The sequence below is a fragment of the Streptomyces sp. NPDC030183 genome (genome assembly GCF_055573455.1).
In genome coordinates this window covers 183,927-200,525 of record NZ_JBVIBK010000017.1, presented here as the reverse complement: position 1 = coordinate 200,525, position 16,599 = coordinate 183,927, and the positions used below count along the sequence as shown (strand labels likewise).

12 protein-coding genes are annotated in these 16,599 nt (G+C 70.9%); 7 read left to right on the top strand and 5 right to left on the bottom strand.

The window, feature by feature from the left end; all coding sequences use genetic code 11:
* Positions 1-87: 87 nt before the first annotated feature.
* Together ACZ4Z2_RS21915 and ACZ4Z2_RS21910 are read right to left on the bottom strand one after the other, a co-directional pair.
* Complete coding sequence (locus ACZ4Z2_RS21915; protein WP_468078302.1) at positions 88-948, bottom strand: immunity 49 family protein; 861 nt, start codon at positions 946-948, stop codon at positions 88-90.
* A complete protein-coding gene (locus ACZ4Z2_RS21910; protein WP_468078301.1) occupies positions 945-3,548 on the bottom strand; it encodes a hypothetical protein in 2,604 nt (867 codons plus the stop codon). The genes ACZ4Z2_RS21915 and ACZ4Z2_RS21910 overlap by 4 nt, the downstream gene beginning before the upstream one ends.
* Before the next feature lie 417 nt (positions 3,549-3,965).
* Here ACZ4Z2_RS21910 and ACZ4Z2_RS21905 point away from each other — a divergent pair, with 417 nt between their 5' ends.
* The 4 genes from ACZ4Z2_RS21905 to ACZ4Z2_RS21890 all read left to right on the top strand — a co-directional run bounded on the left by ACZ4Z2_RS21905 (position 3,966) and on the right by ACZ4Z2_RS21890 (position 8,585).
* Positions 3,966-5,087, top strand: coding sequence for a helix-turn-helix domain-containing protein (locus ACZ4Z2_RS21905; RefSeq protein WP_468078300.1), 1,122 nt, complete (start codon positions 3,966-3,968; stop codon positions 5,085-5,087).
* A 158-nt stretch (positions 5,088-5,245) separates the two neighbouring features.
* Positions 5,246-5,725, top strand: coding sequence for a hypothetical protein (locus tag ACZ4Z2_RS21900; protein ID WP_468078299.1), 480 nt, complete (start codon positions 5,246-5,248; stop codon positions 5,723-5,725).
* Positions 5,726-5,730: 5 nt separating this feature from the next.
* Positions 5,731-6,759 (top strand): hypothetical protein, encoded by a 1,029-nt coding sequence (locus ACZ4Z2_RS21895; RefSeq protein WP_468078298.1) that lies wholly within the window; start codon positions 5,731-5,733, stop codon positions 6,757-6,759.
* A complete protein-coding gene (locus ACZ4Z2_RS21890; RefSeq protein WP_468078297.1) occupies positions 6,756-8,585 on the top strand; it encodes a hypothetical protein in 1,830 nt (609 codons plus the stop codon). The genes ACZ4Z2_RS21895 and ACZ4Z2_RS21890 overlap by 4 nt, the downstream gene beginning before the upstream one ends.
* Here ACZ4Z2_RS21890 and ACZ4Z2_RS21885 read toward each other — a convergent pair.
* Positions 8,569-10,380, bottom strand: a complete 1,812-nt coding sequence (locus tag ACZ4Z2_RS21885) for an APC family permease (protein WP_468078296.1) — start codon at positions 10,378-10,380, stop codon at positions 8,569-8,571. The genes ACZ4Z2_RS21890 and ACZ4Z2_RS21885 overlap by 17 nt on opposite strands.
* Before the next feature lie 172 nt (positions 10,381-10,552).
* Here ACZ4Z2_RS21885 and hemB point away from each other — a divergent pair, with 172 nt between their 5' ends.
* Positions 10,553-11,545 (top strand): porphobilinogen synthase, encoded by a 993-nt coding sequence (hemB, locus tag ACZ4Z2_RS21880; protein ID WP_468078295.1) that lies wholly within the window; start codon positions 10,553-10,555, stop codon positions 11,543-11,545.
* 150 nt (positions 11,546-11,695) lie between these two features.
* On the opposite strand, the gene ACZ4Z2_RS21875 is transcribed toward hemB, so the two are convergent.
* Entirely contained in the window at positions 11,696-12,412 is a 717-nt protein-coding gene (locus ACZ4Z2_RS21875) for a DUF4232 domain-containing protein (RefSeq protein WP_468078294.1), read from the bottom strand.
* A gap of 275 nt (positions 12,413-12,687) precedes the next feature.
* Between ACZ4Z2_RS21875 and ACZ4Z2_RS21870 the strand changes: the two genes are divergently transcribed.
* Positions 12,688-14,115, top strand: a complete 1,428-nt coding sequence (locus ACZ4Z2_RS21870; protein WP_468078293.1) for a helix-turn-helix domain-containing protein — start codon at positions 12,688-12,690, stop codon at positions 14,113-14,115.
* 55 nt (positions 14,116-14,170) lie between these two features.
* Here ACZ4Z2_RS21870 and ACZ4Z2_RS21865 read toward each other — a convergent pair whose 3' ends face one another.
* The gene (locus ACZ4Z2_RS21865; protein WP_468078292.1) at positions 14,171-15,103 is read right to left on the bottom strand and encodes a phosphotransferase family protein; all 933 of its coding nucleotides are present in this window, start codon (positions 15,101-15,103) and stop codon (positions 14,171-14,173) included.
* A 261-nt stretch (positions 15,104-15,364) separates the two neighbouring features.
* On the opposite strand from ACZ4Z2_RS21865, the gene ACZ4Z2_RS21860 reads away from it, so the two are divergent.
* Positions 15,365-16,516, top strand: a complete 1,152-nt coding sequence (locus ACZ4Z2_RS21860; protein WP_468078323.1) for an aminotransferase-like domain-containing protein — start codon at positions 15,365-15,367, stop codon at positions 16,514-16,516.
* Positions 16,517-16,599 lie beyond the last annotated feature (83 nt).

Here is a 16,599-nt window from a genome sequence, read left to right as displayed (position 1 = left end):
GTTCTCCGTCCGGTCCGCGACGCGTATGGTCGCGCCCTCGGCCGCGTGGTCGGGCGGCACCTCGGAGGCTCTGCCCAACCAGGTCTGTCAGGTGGGGAACTCACCCAACCAGTCGCGCTGGAGAAGGTGCTTGGGCAGATAGCCGGACTCGATTCCGATAGGGAATCCGCCGTCGTACGCGAGGCACGCGACGGCAAGAGGACCGAGGGCGACAGCGCCGTCGATGTCCGACTCCCGACTCTCGTCGTGAGTCCAGTACAGCCTGTGCAGTTTCAGTGCTTCCTCCAGGGCGGGACCGAAGCCCGCCTCGTTTCTGCGCACGAAGTTGTAGAAGAGGTTGATCGGCGGATAAAGGACGCCCTGGAGCAGATCACGTGGCGCGATCCGTGCAACCGAGGCGTCCGAGGACTGGAGGGTGACCGTCAACTTCTCCACCAACCCCGGACGCCGCAGCCAGTAGGTCTGCAGAGTGTCGACCCAGTGGTAGATGTATTCGTCATAGTGCCCCTCCGGCGCACGCAACCGCTCCACCGGAATCTCACAGAGTTGCGTCATGCGCTGCTGGTCACGGCAGATGACAGCCAGCCAGAAGGCGGTGAGCCAGTTCCCGGCATCGGCGGCGGACAGCCGGCCGGTCGCGGGAAGGCGGCGCATCTTGTGGTTGATACGGCACTCGACGTGCCCCTCGCTCGCCTCCGACACCGCGAACAGGGCCGAACCCAACTGCATCGCGTTGACCGCGGCTTCCCACGTTTCCACGGCCGATGCTTCGGGGTCGTCGACGCAGCGTGCCTGCAGTGCCGTGACGGCACTGGGGAAGGCGAAGTCGATCATCTCCGTCGACTCTTCGAGTTCGTCGATGTCCCGGGCGACAGCTTCGCCGAGGCGCTCCACGAAGCGCTCGGTATCGGGGATCACCACACCATGCCTGGCAACAGTCACGGTCACGGAAGGGTCCCCCTACTGATGTCGAACCGTCGGTACTGGTAGCCAGTGTACGTGCCCGAGTTCCTCTCCCCCTTGACGACCACATATTCCAGCCTGCCCCCTTTGAGCGCCGCCTTGAGATCCTCCACGAGGTCGAGCTCTCCTCGCTTTCTCATTTCCCGGAGAATGTCGAAGAAATACTCCCTGCTTCCCTGTGAAACCCTCCTGCCGTTTGGCAGGGACCTACCGCCGAGCTCCGTTCCCGTACTGCTCTTCGCCTCGACGACGACAATCCGGCCGTCATCATGCTTCCATACTTGGTCGAACTGATCATTCCCGTTCTTCGGGCCGAGCAGGGTCTGTTTTTCGAAGTCCGGGTAGCGCTCGGCAATGTAGTGGTGCTCCGCCGCGTTTTCACCGAACGCCTCGGTCGCCTTTCCCATGGCTGTGTGAGACTCCTTGTATGCCCCTCTCGCCTCTCCCCACTCCGCAGCAGAGTCAGCCGTGCCATGGATTTCATGAGCCTTTCCGGTCTCCGCCTTCCACTCCTTGACGACGTTGTCCCATTGAACAGCGAAATGGCGTTCCTGTGCCGCTCTGTCGAGAACCTCAAGCCTTGCTCGGCTTGTGACAGTGTCTGCCCCCACACTTATGTAGTCGTCGTCGAGGAAATGCGGTTCAGGTGCTGCGGGAGTTTCCTTGGCCTGAATCCATGGCGCGTCCTCCGAGAGCCGAGCGAGCTGGGGCGGCGTGAACCCGCTCTCGTCCTGGAGCTTTAGATTCTTTCGCCAACCGTTTTCCTTGTAATACCGCTCCATGTATCCCGGCTCATGGTTGGCGCGGTAGACCTGAATCTCCTCGATCTGCTCCAACGACAGCGACCCCTTGGGCCCGTAGGGATTGTCTCCCTCACGCATGAAGGCAGGTCGCGTCGTCTGTGTCGGACCAGGACCAGGACCGTCGCCGTCGGATCGCGGACCTTCGGACCGCGGACCGTCGTTCGATCCGTCGCTTGCCGCGTCGTCACCGGTGCGCCCGACCTCGTTCGGACCAGCGCCACCCCGGCCCTCTGGTGCACCGGCGTCACCGAGGCCGCCGGTTTCCCCTGGTCCGTGGCCCCCTCGGCCGCCTGTGGTCACCGTGTCGCTTCCGCGCCCACCCACCGCCGCGGCGTCCCCGCCCCGCGCGCCAGCCCCCACCGCCGCCGGCTCCCGCTCGCCGACGCCACTCGCGGGCTCATCCTGCCGCGCAGCGGTCTGCCCGGCCCGCTGTTCCGCCGTCCGCTCGTGCCGGATGTCGTCCAAGGACTCCCGTACTGTCCCGTCCGCGTTGTGCATGACCAGGGTTTTGGTGTCGAGGTAGACGACCTCGCCCTCGGGGGTGGTCATGCGGACGGAGTTCTCGGGGGTGAGACCGGCCGGGAGGTCGTCGGCGAGGTTCGGGGTGTCGGCTATCTGGTAGGTGCCTTCGCCGAGCCTGATGTGCGTGCCGTTCGTGATCCCCCGCAGCCCGGCCATGACGTCACTGATCTTCACGGCGGTCCCGCCGATGCCCTTCGCGATGTACGTCATCGGGTCGACGATCCGCCCCGCCTTGCCCGCGAAGGAGATGGCCTTCGCGATCGCACCGGCCTTGCCGGTCGCCGCGACCGCGCCGCCTGCTCCGCCGGTGAAGATCGTGGTCACGACGTTGAAGGTGACCGCGCCGGCTGCCCGGGAGGGGTTCTTGCCCCACTCGTCGTACGCGATGAGGGCCTTGCCGGTCTCCACGACCGCCGTGCGGGAGTCGCGCAGCCAGGAGGGGAGTTTGTCGGCCGGGGTCAGCCAGTACGCGGCGCCGAGCGGCGTTCCCGTGATCAGGACGCCGGTCGCGAGCTTGCCGAGGCCGGTCCATGCCTGTCCCGCCGCGTCCCAGCCGTTGAAGCCGACCAGGGTGCCCAGACCCTTGATCGTGCCCCACACGCCGTCCACGACGAAGCCGACCGTGAAGTCCCAGGCGTGCTCGTGGAAGTAGTACCAGGGGTTGGACTCCTGGACGGGGTCGCCCCACGGCAGACCCCCGGCATTGTCGAGGTCCTCGGCCCGGTAGCCGTACATGTTCTCTTTGTTCGACCCGTCGCCGACGACGAGCGGCTCTCCGCCGACCAGTGCCACGATCTTGTTGTGGCAGGCCCGCTCGGCGGCCTGGAAGGCGGACCAGGCCGCGTTCACCGCGTTGCGGCGGGCTGTGTTCTCGTCGATGAGGTCGCCGTCCGCGACCCAGTCGTCGTCGTCCGCTACGCGCCGTTCGAACGCCGCAGCCTCCTCGCGGAGCGTGTTGAGCCGGTTGACCAGGGGCCGGACCTCGGCCGCGTAGTCGAGCAGCGCCTGGGAGACTGTGCTCAGTTCGGTGTGCAGGTCGTTGCCGGCCGATGCGACCGGCGCCGTCGTCGCGAAGAGCTGGTCGGCCTCGGGGGCCTTGTAGAAAGGTTCCAGCAGGTTGAAGTTGGCGTCGATCAGCAGACCCGCCGCGCCGATCGCCATCCCGTCGAACGCGATGTCCCCTGCGTCCGTCTCCAGTTGCTCCAGATTTCCGGTGAACTCCGGTATCTCGGCCGAGACAACGGGCCTGTCCTCGCTCACGCCTACCCCCGTGGACGCCCTCGCAGCTTCGTTCGCAGATCGCTGCCCTCAACAGTCGATCATTCGTACCAAAATCGCGATCGCGATCCCATGTACTTCTGGCCAAGGCTCGCCCCTTGGTGGAAGCGACTCGCACCGGAGCCCGGGAACGCGGGTTCCGGTCGGCCGGGTGCCGAGGGTCCGGGTGTCGGAGGTCCGGGAGGTAAGAGAGGAAGAACTCTTGGGAGAGAAACCTTCCAAACCAACCAAACCCCGTGTTCGTCACTCTCCGGGGTGAACTGTCCCAAGTCGGCTGGCGTGGTGGGCGGTTGCGCGTGCAGGCTCGGCGGAGACAACCGCAGACATGCGACGGCCCCCGCCGGGACTGCAATCCCAGTGCGAGGGCCTGACCACCGAGGAAGACAGGACCTCTTCCCCATGGCTGAGACGAAGCCTAGCGGCGCCGTGCGCCCGCAGTCGCCTGTTCGGCAAAGCGCCACCCGTTCCGGGGTCACCCACATCAGGGAGTACCAGCCCGACCGGTTCACGATCATCGGCAACCACCTCGCGCAACACCGCGAGTTGTCCCTGACGGCCATCGGGCTCGGGACCCACATCCTGTCGCTGCCCCAAGGTGCCTCCGCCGACATCCGCACCCTCGCCGAGCGGTTCCCCGAAGGGCGGGACCGGATCGCCTTCGCCCTGCGTGAGCTGGAGGCGCACGGATATATCGAGCGGGTGCGTGAGCGGGTCGACGGGGGGCGCGTCGTCACGCGTACGTACGCGTACAACGCTCCGGCGCTCACGCGTGCCCGTGGGGCGACCACGGGCGGGGTGGGCCTCACCGCCGCGCCGCCGCCGCGGCCCGCGCCCGTCGGCCACGGGGGCTGCGCGGGCCCGGCCGCCACCGCGGGTCCGCCCCTCGCCGCGGCTTCGGCCGGCGCTGTGGGTCCGCCCCTCACCGTGGCTTCGGCGCCCCCTGCTGCTTCTGCCGCTCCCGAGCCGACGGCCGGGGATGGCGCGTCCGGCGCCGAGAACGGCCTGCCCGCCGCACCGCGGACCACCCCACCCGAGTCCGCCGAAACCGAGGCTGCCGAAACCGAGGCCGCCGAAACCGAGCCGTCCGGCAGCGAACATCACGACAAGGCCGTCGCCCTGCTCGTGGGGCTGCGTCGGGCCGACGACCGGTTCACGCTCTCCCGGCGGGACGTACGCCGCCTCACTCCGGCCGTCATCGCCTGGTTCGACAACGGTGCCAGCGCGACGGCGGTGCACCACGCCATGACGGCCGACGTGCCCGCCCTCGTCGAGCACCCGGCCGGCTTCCTCGCCTATCGGCTGCGGGAACTGCTGCCACCGCCGTTGCCGCCCTCGCCGGAGGCTTCAGAGGGCGAGGGTCCAAAGGGCGAGCCGTCCCCCTCCTACCCCATGACCGACTGCGCGGGCGGCTGCAATCGTGTCTTCCGGCAACCAGAGGGCACCTGGTGCCGGGACTGCCGTGCGGAACGTGATCGCCGTGTTGCCGGGGTGGCGGGGACGGTATCCGCCCGCGCGGCCTGAGCCGCCGCCGAGGGCGAGGAGAACACCCGTACGGGAGGGGGTGGCATTCAGGGGGCGTAAGACGGTTGCGGTGTGCGTCAGTTGGCCCTCGCGGAGTCGGTGTTCGCGCTGGCAGAGTGGACGTGTATCGCGGGGGCCGACGGGGGAGGCACGGGAGCATGGCAGCGATGATCTCGGTGAAGATCGAGGGGCCGGTCGGGCTGGACGAGCCGCAGGAACTGCTCGAAGAGCTGGGGCGGGAGACCGGCCTGGACTGGCGGCTGGAGAAGGTCGGGCAGAAGGGCACGCTGGGCGGCGACCTTGCCTTCACGCTGCTGGAGGCGCTGTTGGAGGGCGCAGTCGGCGCGGCCGTCGGGGTCGCCGCGCAGCGGGCGGTCGACGCCTGGCGGGGGAGGCGGCTCGACCCGCCGACGGTCACCATCGTCGTGCAGATGTCGCAGACGCCGGGGGCGCCGTCGGCGCCGGGCACTGCGGGCACGCCGGGCGCTCCGGACACTTCGGGGACGGGGACCCCGCCGACCACATCGGCGCCAACCCCGGCGCGCGGCCCTGAGCCTCCGCACGCCCCCGAGCCGCCGCGGCGCCCCGGTGACGACGCCGACGGGTCCGCCGGGTCCGGCAGCCCCGAAGGGAGCTGACGGTCATGGCGTCGCGGGCGTTGGTGATCGGCGTCGGTTCGTACGACGACGGTTCCGGCATAGACGGGTATCCGACGATCGAGGCCAGCGCCCGCGCGTACGGGGCCGCGCTGGCCCGGGACCCCCGGTGGGGTGCCGAGGCGGCGTCCGCGGTGCTCGAGCCGGAGCGGACGCGGACCTCGGACGGCGTGATGCGTGCCCTGCACGAGGCAGCCGCCGCCGGCGAAGGGCCGCAGGACACCCTGCTCGTGGTGTACGTCGGGCACGGCGCGTACTGGCAGGACGTGCCGGGCGGTCAGGTCCACTTCGCGGTCGGGTCGTCCCGTGTCAGCGAGCCCTGGACCTGGCTGTCCGCCTGGTACGTGTACCGGGCGATCAGGAAGAGCAAGGCCGGCCTCAAGGTGCTGATCGCCGACTGCTGTTACTCCAACATGCTGCCCCACCTCGGGCCCGAGTCCGCGTTGCCGGGCGCCCTCGGCACCCGCTACCGGGGCACCTGTGTGCTCACGGCGGTCGGCGGCAACGTCCACAACGCCTGGGCGGACGCCTGCGTCAACCTGCCCGCACCCCTCGACACATGCACGCCGTTCAGCGGACACCTGCTGAACGTGCTGGGACAGGGCATGCCGGGCCACCCCGACGATCTGACCCTCGGCGCGCTGCGCGCCGGCATCGACGAGGGCATGGAGGAGTGCGGCGTCCACCACGCGCCCCGGATGCTGCTGAACGACGCCTCGGAGGCGGCCACGCTGTTCACCAACCAGGCCAAGGGCCGCCGGCCCCGGGTTCGGTCGCTGGAGACGGTGGACGGGTGGGTGCGCGAACTGCTCCTCAACGGTGAGCGCAGCCTTCCCGAACTGATGCGCCGCCCAGACCTCGCGGGCGCAGTGGTCGTACGACTGAAGGAAGGGGACGAGCAGAGCCGCGATCTGGCCCGTCGTGTGGACCGAAGGGCGGGCGAACTGCTGCCCGAACCGGCCGACTTCGTCAGGTACTGGGGTGTCATCGAACGCGCCATGCTGGGCGGCGGATGAACGGCGCCGGCGGAACGGACGGGCTCGACGGCACCGGTGGCGCCGAAGGCGGGCACCGCGTTCGGACGACCGCTCACCACGCCGACGTCCCCGACGGCGGTGGTCAGGGCAGCGACGGCCGCGCGGATGCCCGCCGCACCGACCACCTCTTCCAGACGGATGTCGCACAGGCACTCAATGAGGGGTACGCCTGGGTGACGTGGACGCCGGTCGAGCGGTTCGTGGCCATCCTCGGCCAGATGCGGGACGAGCGCCGCGAGGCGGCGGCCATGCGTGCCCTGCACGCGTTCGCCCTGCACCGCCCCGTCGGTGAGCTGGTCGAACTCGCCGACCACTTCGACCGGCGGGACGCGGTCATGCTGATGGCGACGGCGGCCCTGTCGCGGCCCGTCGGTGAGGCGGCCGAACTGGCCCTGATGCAGCACCGAGCGGAATCCCACAGCAGCGAGCGCGGCCCGATCACCGCGACGATCGTGCACGACGTGGCCTGCCAGCGCACGGCCTTCGACGTGGCGGTGTTCGTGCGGGTACTGAAGCGGCAGCAGCCGGTGCTCGCCGAGCGCACGGTGAAGGTGTTCGCGAGTCCGACCTCGGGCCGCACCAACCTCGACAAGGCGCTGCTGCACACCGCGCTGGGCGACGAGGGCTGCGGGGACGAGGCCGACCGGCTGCTGGGGCTGACCCTGGAAGCGATCGCCGACAGTCCGCCGGGCGGCGCGGGTGAGGGCGACGAGGAGGAGGAGATGGCCGACCTGGCCGGCGCGTTCCAGCACCTCAGCCCGGCCGGGCGGGTCCTGGAACGGTGGGTCGAGGAACGTCTGAACGCCGCGGACGCGACCAAGGTGGAGCGCACCCGGATACTCGCGGCGAGGCTGATCGCCCGGCGCGGCGCCGGGCACGACGCCCTCGCCGAGCACATCGGTCGCACCGCACGACCCCGGCACGTGGTGAAGCTGTGCGCGCTGCTGGCGAAGGCCGAGGCGTCCCCCGGCAAGTGCACCCTGGTGCGGCAGTACGCGGCCACGTTCAAGAACGTGCAGGACCTGGCCGTGCTCGTGGCGCACTGGCACAAGGAACCGGCCCTGACCCGTACCACCCGGGACCTGCTGACCGACATCGTGGCCTGCGACGTCGACGGCGGTACCGCCGACGCCGACACGGCCGCCCAAGGGCACGCTCCCCGCCCCCTGGAGGAGTTGGAGCAGTTGGACGACTGGCTGCGCGAGGCGGACGCCGACCCCTCGTGCTCCCGGCTGCTGCGCCACGCCGCAGCCGTGTACGTCGAAGGACGCACCGGTGCCGACCTGGTGCGGCTGCTGGGGCGCGTCGAACGCAGCCGTGACCGGTCCCGGGCCGCTCACACGGTGGGCCGCCGCCTGGCGATGGCCGTCATGCGCCCGGAGGAGGGCCGGGGCCATGACCGGGACCGGGAGTGGTTCGTGGGCTGCCTGGGGGCGCTGTACGAGGCCAGGCACCTCGACGCCGTGCGCGCCGCGTGCCGCGAACTGTCCGATCCCTTCGACAGGGTGCCGGTCGATGCCGCGCTGGTCGCCGATGTGGCGGGTCGGCTGCACCGGGCGGGACTGCACAAGGTCGCCTGGACCCTGCTCGAACGGTTCCTGGAGAACGAGCAGTTGGTGGCTCCTGACGACGTCGTCGAGGTCGTCGGCGGGGTGCTGGCGCTTCCGCTGCCGGACGCTGAGCTGTTGCTCCGCGCGACCGTGGGCCGCTGGTCGGACGGCGGCCACCGCGACGACGCCGTGGCCGCGCTGCGGGTGGCCGGGCGGTACGAGGCGGCGGACTGGGTCATCAAGTCCCTGCGTTGACCGGTGACTTCGGTTCCGGTTCGGGGCGGGGAGCGGGAAGGGTGGGGCGAACGGCCTTCATGTAGCGGCGGCAGGCCCCGACGAGGAGCGGAAAGACGACCATCGCGGACAAGGCGGCGATGGGCAGGGTCACCAGCTCCACGTCGGGGTACCGATCCTCCAAGGAGTGGCGGAGCTTCGTGCACAGCACGACCACCGACAGATGCGCGACGAACAGCAGCAGCGGCCGGACGGCGGGGTCCTTGCGGTCGGCGAGCCGCAGAACGTGGTCCCGGGCGTCGTAGCGGCTGAGCAGGCGGCCCACGAAGGGCAGATCGAGTCTCGCCAGCCACGGCAGTACGAGCAGCAGTACCGCGCCCATCGCCACGGCGGCCATGCCCTGCCATACGGCGTCCCAGCCCGCCTCGTGCAACACCACGGCGATCGCGACGAACGCGGTGAAGGCGAGAGCCAGATGCACCGTGCGGCGGGTGCGCCCGAAGGTCGGGAGCCGTAGCGCCACGAGGACGACGCCCGGCATGGCGTACACCACCAGTGTCAGCACGCTGTTGAGGGTGGCCACTTTGCCCCAGTCGCCTCCCGCCACGGCGAGCATCACCAGAGCGACGGCGAAGTTGACCAGCAGGATCATCCAGTACGCGTCGATCTCGGCGCCGCGGAAGCGGAACGAGGCCCGACGCGCCGTCTGGAGCCCTCGGTGGGTCAGATGGGCGCGGCTCAGCGCGGCGACCTCACGTGTCAGGGCGTGCGTGAAGACGATGCCGGCGCCCATGGGCGACAGCACCGCGTTCAGGCAGATCGACCAGGCCAGCCAGACCAGCCCCAGTTCCGTGGCGAACTGGGCGTACGGCGATTCGAGGATGCTGGTGCTGAGCCCGCCGCAACGTCGGGTGAACACCCATTGCAGGGCCGTGTACAGCAGGAACGCGCCGACGAGGGTGCCGTACACCGCCCACCGCAGCCGCGCCGCCTCGCCGATGCCCCGCCGTTTGACGTTGCCGGCGGAGTCGAGGGGGGCCTGGAAACCGATGTACGAGTAGACGACGGCGCCGCCCAGCACCAGATGCAGGGGCAGGCCCTCGCTCTGCTGCTTCGCGTCCCCCCGGAAGTACTGGGCGTCCGCCGGCGTGCACTCCTTGAGTCTGCCGACCTCGTCGTACCAGTCGAAACCGAGGAGGACGACTATCAGTACCGGAATCAGCACCTTCACCACAGTGACCAGGACGTTCAGCCTGATCAGCCGACGCGTCGGCAACAGGTTGAGCGCCATGATCAGCGTCATGAACGCGACCGTGCACAGCCAGCCCGCGTCGGAGAGGTCGTACGGCCGCGCCAGGGCCGAGACCGTGAGTTCTTCGGCCCCCTCCAGGCTCTTCCCGTTCTTCATCAGTTCGGGGAACCAGTACGCCAGCCCGCGGACCATGGCCGCAGCCTCGCTGGCCGGGTTCGCCGCGTAGGCGATCCACAGCCCGGCGGCCACGAACGTGGCCAGGAGCGGCCCGGCGGCCTGCAGCGGGAGGAAGATCAGCCCGCCGGTCTTGGGAGCGGCGATGCCCAGTTCGACCATGACGGCGGCGATCACCAGCATCAGTGCCCCGCCCATCACCCACACCCACAGGGCGTTCGCGTGAGCTTCCCAGTACACCCGCCCGGCGGCCAGCAGCCATCCCGACCCCACGACCCCGCCGGCCGCCAGGCCCACGAGATCCAGCGTGGACAGCCGACGTCGTTCGTCGGTGGCCTCCGCCGAGTTCGCGCACGCGGTGTCGCGGTCCCCCATCCGCACCAACGCCATCCCCCTCTGGTCGCCGCCCCCGTACGAACTGCCCCTACTCGCAGGTTACGCACGCATGGACACGCCTGGTGACATGAAGCACAGAATCCGCCGTGTGCGGGGCCCGTGCCGGGGGTGGGCCGCCGACGGTACGTCGGTAAAGGGGGTGCCGGGGCGGGCGTAGCGTAGAGGTATGTCGACGTACGGATCCTTTCCCGGTACGCGGCCGCGGCGGCTGCGCACCTCGCCCGTGATGCGCCGGATGGTCGCGGAGACGCGGCTGCATCCGGCGGACTTCATCCTTCCCGCCTTCGTGCGGGAGGGTGTCAGCGAGCCGGTGCCGATCGCCGCGATGCCGGGGGTCGTGCAGCACACGCGCGACAGCCTGAAGAAGGCCGCCGCGGAGGCTGTCGAGGCCGGGGTCTCCGGGATCATGCTGTTCGGGGTGCCGGAGGACGCCAAGAAGGACGCCCTGGGCACGCCGGGGACGGACCCGGACGGGATCCTCCAGGTCGCGCTCCGCGACGTACGCGCCGAGGTCGGCGACGAGCTGCTGGTGATGTCGGACCTGTGTCTCGACGAGACCACGGACCACGGGCACTGCGGTGTGCTCGACGCGGAGGGCCGCGTCGACAACGACGCCACGCTGGAGCGGTACGCCGAGATGGCGCAGGTGCAGGCCGACGCCGGTGCGCACGTGGTCGGGCCCAGCGGCATGATGGACGGCCAGATCGGCGTCGTCCGTGACGCGCTGGACCAGATCGGGCGGGAGGACGTGGCGATCCTCGCCTACACCGCCAAGTACGCGTCCGCGTTCTACGGGCCCTTCCGCGAGGCCGTCGCCTCCTCGCTCCAGGGGGACCGCAAGACCTACCAGCAGGACCCCGCCAACGTCCGGGAGTCGCTGCGGGAGTTGGCCCTCGACCTGGAGGAGGGCGCCGACATGGTGATGGTGAAGCCGGCCGGGCCCTACCTCGACATCGTGGCGAAGGTCGCGGACGCCGTGGACGTGCCGGTCGCCGCGTACCAGATCTCCGGTGAGTACTCGATGGTCGAGGCCGCCGCGGAGAAGGGCTGGATCGACCGGGAGCGGGCCATTCTGGAGACGCTGACCGGCATCAAGCGGGCCGGCGCGCAGAACATCCTCACCTACTGGGCCGTCGAGGCCGCCCGGATGGTGCGCTGAGCGGCTGTATCCCTTGCGCGGGCGCGGCCCCGGGCGACGCGGTGTGCGTCGGCCGGGGCCGTCCGGCGTTCGGGGCCGTCTGCCGTTCGGGGCCGTCCGGAGTTCGGGGCCGTTTCTCGGTCGAGGCGTTTCTCGTTCGAGAGCGTCCGGTCAGTACATCAGGGCGTCGTCGATCGTCGACTGCCAGTACGTGACGGCCAGGGTGCTGTCGTAGTAGACGCCCTTGGCGGGGAGGGACGGGGACGCGGTGGCGCCGCCGTTGCTGCCGGGCTCCCTGCCCTGGAAGCCGACGGTGGCCTTCTTGGCCGTGGTGCCGTTCTCCCCGCTGCCGTCGGCGGCGGAGAGCAGGACGCCCGCGTAGCCCGACTCGCCGGGGGCGAGGGTCACGACCGCCTGCGGCTGGGACTCCTCCATGACCCGCGGGGCCCACTGGACCTGGTCGAAGCGGACGGTCGGGTAGTAGTACAGGTCGCAGACCTTCGTGCCGGTGTTCTTGACCGTGATGAGCATGTGGTTGAGGGGGCGGGCGACCGGCTTCATGGTCACGGCGGTGTTGGAGCCGTTGCAGGTGACCCGGTTCGCCGGGTCGGACGGGTCGCCGCCCTTCTTCGACGCCTGGTTCACGGCGGGCTTGCTCTGGCCGGTGCTCCCGATGCTGGTGCCGGAGTCGGTTCCGGTGTCCGTGCCCTTGTCCGTGCCCGTCCGCGTCGAGCCGTCGGCGGCCGACACCGTGGAGTGGGCGGCGCCCTCGTCCTTCGTGCCCGTGCCGTCGCCGCACGCGGTGAGGGAGAGGGCCGCGAGGGCCGCTCCGGCCGCGACGAGCAGACGGGAGGGGCGGAGGGTGCGGGCGGAGCGGTACGTACGCATGACGGAGTCCCTTTCGGACAAAGCCGGTGGAGAAGGCTGAGAACAAGTGGTCGAACGCGCGCCGCTCGACCGGACTTTCGGGAGCGGCGTGTTTGGATGACAAGAGCTTGCGGGGTGATCCGTCCCAGCCGCCACATCCGGCGGGAGATCAGGGACGCTGGAACGCTCGCAGCGCCTGTGACCTGGGCGAACATCCCTTCCCTGGAACGTGGAACGGGACGCCGGTGATGTGAGGGGGCGGAGAGAGGGTGTCGGGGAGCGGTGCCGGGAACGGCATGGCGGCTGGTTTCGCGGAACAGCTGCGGGAGTTGAAGGAGCGCTCCGGGCTGAGCTACGGGGTGCTCGCCAAGCGGCTCCACATGAGTACGTCGACGCTGCACCGGTACTGCAACGGGGACGCCGTACCGACGGACTACGCGCCCGTGGAGCGGCTGGCCCGCCTCTGCCGGGCCACGCCCGAGGAACTGGTCGAGCTGCACCGCAGATGGGTGCTCGCGGACGCCACGCGGGGGCGCAAGGGCGGCGACGTCCGTGCGGTCGGCGGTGATCCCGCGGGGGCGGGGGCAGGGACCGGGACCGGGGGTGCCGTCGATCCGTCCGGGACGTCGGCTGCCGCGGAGGCTGTTCCTTTCGAGCCCGTGGCGGCCGAGCCCGTGATGTCCGGGCCCGCGATGCCCCAGCTCGCCCTGTCCGAGGACGTGGTCGTCGAAGGCGGTCCGGGTGCCCGGACGTCCGGTACGGCTCCGCGTCCGCGTCGGCGTGCCCGGGTCGCTCTCGTCGCGGGAGTGGCCGTCGCCGCCCTGGTGGGCGCCGTCACGCTCGCCGTGAGTCTGCCGTCGGACGAGTCCGGGGCGAAGGGCGGCGGCCGGTCCCGGGCGGATGTGCCCGCCGGGGACGTCACGGGGCCGGAGGCGGGTTCCCCGTCCCCGTCCGACGCCTCGCCCTCGCCCTCCGGGAGCGGGGCGGACGGCAAGGGCGCGAAGAAGGGCGCGAAGGGCGACGGGAAGGGGGCGCCGGCGTCCGCCGGTGCGGCCACCCCGACGGGTGCCGGGACGGGCGGCGGTGACTCCGCGTCCCTCGACCCGCCGTTGTCCGTGAAGGTGGAGCCGTTCCTCTGGGAGAGCCCGTGCGGCCAGCGGTATCTGGTGAACCGGCCGCCCACGGACGTCCCCGAGCCGCCGCCGGAGCAGGACGCGGCGTCCTGGGTGGCGCGGACGGGGGCGGTCTCGTCCGGCGAACAGTACCTGAGGCTCACCGTCCAGGGCACCGGCAAGGAGACGGTCGTCGTGAACAGCGTCCAGGTCCGCACGGTCGCCAAACGGCAGCCCCTGCCCTGGAACGACTACGTCATGGGGTATCCCGGTGTCGGGTGCGGCGCCGGCGTGCCGACCCGGTCCTTCACGGTCGCCCTCGACGCCGCGCGGCCCCTGGTCAAGCCCGAGGCGGGGAGCAGGGACTTCCCGTACTCCGTCAGCGAGTCCGACCCGGAGGTGTACTTCATCAAGGCCGACGCCTCGGTGTACGACGTCAGCTGGTACTTGGAGGTCAAGTGGTCGTCGGGCTCCCGCAGCGACACGCTGACAGTCAACGACGGCGGCCGACCGTTCCGCACGAGCGGCAACAACGGGCGCCCGGCCTACGAGTACCCGCTGAACGGGAAGCAGTGGGTCAAGGAGGGGACGACGCTGGGCGAGGACGGCTGAGCCGCGACGAGGCCCGTACCCGGCCACCGGAAGGGGGAGCCGGCGTCCCCTCCGCTCAGCCGCCCGTGCCGAACCAGGTTTCCGCGAGTGCGTCCAGGTCCTTGCGGGGCGGGGCCGGGAGCCTGCGCAGATACCAGTTCAGGTCGCTGTAGACGTGCAGGAGGGTGTACGCCATCAGTTCCCGGGGGTCGAACGGGGGGTGGCCGTACGCCTCGTAGAAGAGCTTGAGGAGTGCCGGGTCGGCGCCGGTCAGGAACAGGCCGACGCTGACGAAGTCGTACGCCGGCGCGCCGATCATGGCGGGCTCGAAGTCGAACAGGCCGGTGAGGCGCCAGCCGTCGTGCGGGTCGACCGTGAGGTGCTCGCGCATCAACTCCGTGTGGAGCAGCACCGGCCGGTCGGGGACGGAAAGCGTCACGGAGCGCAGGAAGTCGGGGATCTGTTCGAGCCACAGCTCCGACAGGCCCCCGCCGGCCTGCTGCTCCACCGCGGCAGCCCGCTGGCCGGTCAGGAACCGCGACCAGTCGGGCGGCCCGACGAAGCCGGCCACCGGGGCCGGGTCCAGGGCGTGCAGGGCGGCGAGGCACTCGGCGGTCTCCACGACGATCCGCTCCTGGTCCGCCCTCGGGACACGCGGCCATGCCTCGTTGAGGTCGTCGCCGGGCAGCCGGGACATCAGGACGTAGCGCCAGCCGTTCTTGTACTGGTCGGCGGCGTGCAACCGAGGTGTGGGGATCGGTAGTTGTCCCCACAGATGGGACAACAGACGGGCCTCTCTCACGGCTTCCGACGCTTCGAAGCCCGGATAGAGCTTCAGGACGAGGGCGTCGCCGACCGCGTACACCGGCAGCGAGCCCTCGGGGAAACGCACGATTCGCGCGCCTGCGAGGCCGAGTTGGGCACACAGGTCCTGGGCGGCCGGTCGCAGCAGCGCCTCGTCGCCGACGACTTCTTCCAGTTCGTCGTTCGTGTCCACGCTGGGCAGCATGGGCGCAGCCTAGGGGGTGCGGGACCGGGTCCGCATCGCGGAATTGGTAAATGTAAGGGGCATGGATCTCTCTAGAGTGGGGGTCCGGGCGGGGGTGAACCGCCCTGAATATGCCACTACGGGTGTGGGGTGGGTGCTGTGGACGCTGTGCGGGCCGCGAACGACGTGGGATTTGTCGGGGGTTCGAGGGTTCCGGGCGAAGTGCGCGCCGGGGCGGCGGAGGCCGCCGGGGCGCCCGTGCCGACCCTCGCCGAGCGCGTCATGTCCGTCGGCGGTTCCCCCGTACGGGACATCCTCGCCGTCACCTCACGGCCCGAAGTCGTCAACTTCGCGGGCGGTCTGCCCGCGCCGGAGCTCTTCGACACCGAGGGGGTGGCGGCGGCCTACCGGGACGTGCTCGCCGGGTCGCCCGGGCGTGCGCTGCAGTACGCGACGACCGAGGGCGAGCCGGTGCTCCGTGAGGCGCTCGCCGCCCGGTACGGCGCCCGGGGGCTGCCGACGGACGCCGACGGGCTGCTCGTCACCACCGGTTCGCAGCAGGCGCTGTCGCTGCTCGCCACCGCGCTCCTCGAACCGGGGGACGTCGTGCTGGTCGAGGACCCGTGCTACCTGGCCGCGCTCCAGGCGTTCCGCCTCGCGGGGGCGCGGGTGCTGGCCGTGCCCGGCGACGCGGACGGCGTCGACCCCGACGCGCTGGCGGACCTGGTGACGCGGACCCGGCCCAAGCTCTTCTACACCGTGCCCACCTTCCAGAACCCCACCGGGCGCACCCTGCCCGCCGAGCGGCGGGCGGCCGTCGCCTCCGTCGCGGCCCGGCTCGGGCTGTGGATCGTCGAGGACGACCCGTACGGCGAACTCCGCTTCGAGGGCGAGCGGGTGCCCTGGATCGCGTCCTGCCCGGGCGCCGAGGACCGTACGGTGCTGCTGGGCTCGTTCTCCAAGGTGATGGCGCCCGGCATGCGGCTGGGCTGGCTGCGTGCGCCGGCCGCGCTGCGGCGGGCCTGCGCGGTCGCCAAGCAGGCGGCCGACCTGCACACCCCGACCGTCAACCAGCTCGCCGCGGCGCGGTATCTGGCCGACCGGGACCTCGACGCCCATGTGGGCCGGGTCGCGGCGGCGTACCGCGAGCGCCGTGACGCGATGCTCGCGGGGCTGCCGGACGCCCTGCCGGAGGGCTCCGCCTGGAACCGGCCCGAGGGCGGCATGTTCCTCTGGGTGCGGTTGCCGGCGGGGTACGACACGACGGCGCTGCTGCCGCGGGTGGTCGGGCATGACGTCGCGTACGTGCCGGGGGCGCCGTTCTATGCGGGGGTCGCTGATCGGTCGACGATGCGGTTGTGCTTCGTGACGCAGGCGCCGGGGGAGATCCGGGAAGGGTTGCGGAGGCTGGGGGAGGGGTTGGGCGCCCCATAGCGCGGGACCGTGTTCCGTTGGCGGGCGCGGGTTCGTCGTGCTGTCTCGCGCAGTTCGCCGCGCCCCTGAAGAGCACGGGGCGC

Coding starts and splice junctions, on each gene's coding strand:
- ACZ4Z2_RS21905 (WP_468078300.1), top strand. CDS start 3,966: ATGGCTGAGACGAAGCCTAGCGGCGCCGTGCGCCCGCAGTCGCCTGTT.
- ACZ4Z2_RS21900 (WP_468078299.1), top strand. CDS start 5,246: ATGGCAGCGATGATCTCGGTGAAGATCGAGGGGCCGGTCGGGCTGGAC.
- ACZ4Z2_RS21895 (WP_468078298.1), top strand. CDS start 5,731: ATGGCGTCGCGGGCGTTGGTGATCGGCGTCGGTTCGTACGACGACGGT.
- ACZ4Z2_RS21890 (WP_468078297.1), top strand. CDS start 6,756: ATGAACGGCGCCGGCGGAACGGACGGGCTCGACGGCACCGGTGGCGCC.
- ACZ4Z2_RS21885 (WP_468078296.1), bottom strand. CDS start 10,380: ATGGCGTTGGTGCGGATGGGGGACCGCGACACCGCGTGCGCGAACTCG.
- hemB (WP_468078295.1), top strand. CDS start 10,553: ATGTCGACGTACGGATCCTTTCCCGGTACGCGGCCGCGGCGGCTGCGC.
- ACZ4Z2_RS21875 (WP_468078294.1), bottom strand. CDS start 12,412: ATGCGTACGTACCGCTCCGCCCGCACCCTCCGCCCCTCCCGTCTGCTC.
- ACZ4Z2_RS21870 (WP_468078293.1), top strand. CDS start 12,688: ATGGCGGCTGGTTTCGCGGAACAGCTGCGGGAGTTGAAGGAGCGCTCC.
- ACZ4Z2_RS21865 (WP_468078292.1), bottom strand. CDS start 15,103: ATGCTGCCCAGCGTGGACACGAACGACGAACTGGAAGAAGTCGTCGGC.
- ACZ4Z2_RS21860 (WP_468078323.1), top strand. CDS start 15,365: ATGTCCGTCGGCGGTTCCCCCGTACGGGACATCCTCGCCGTCACCTCA.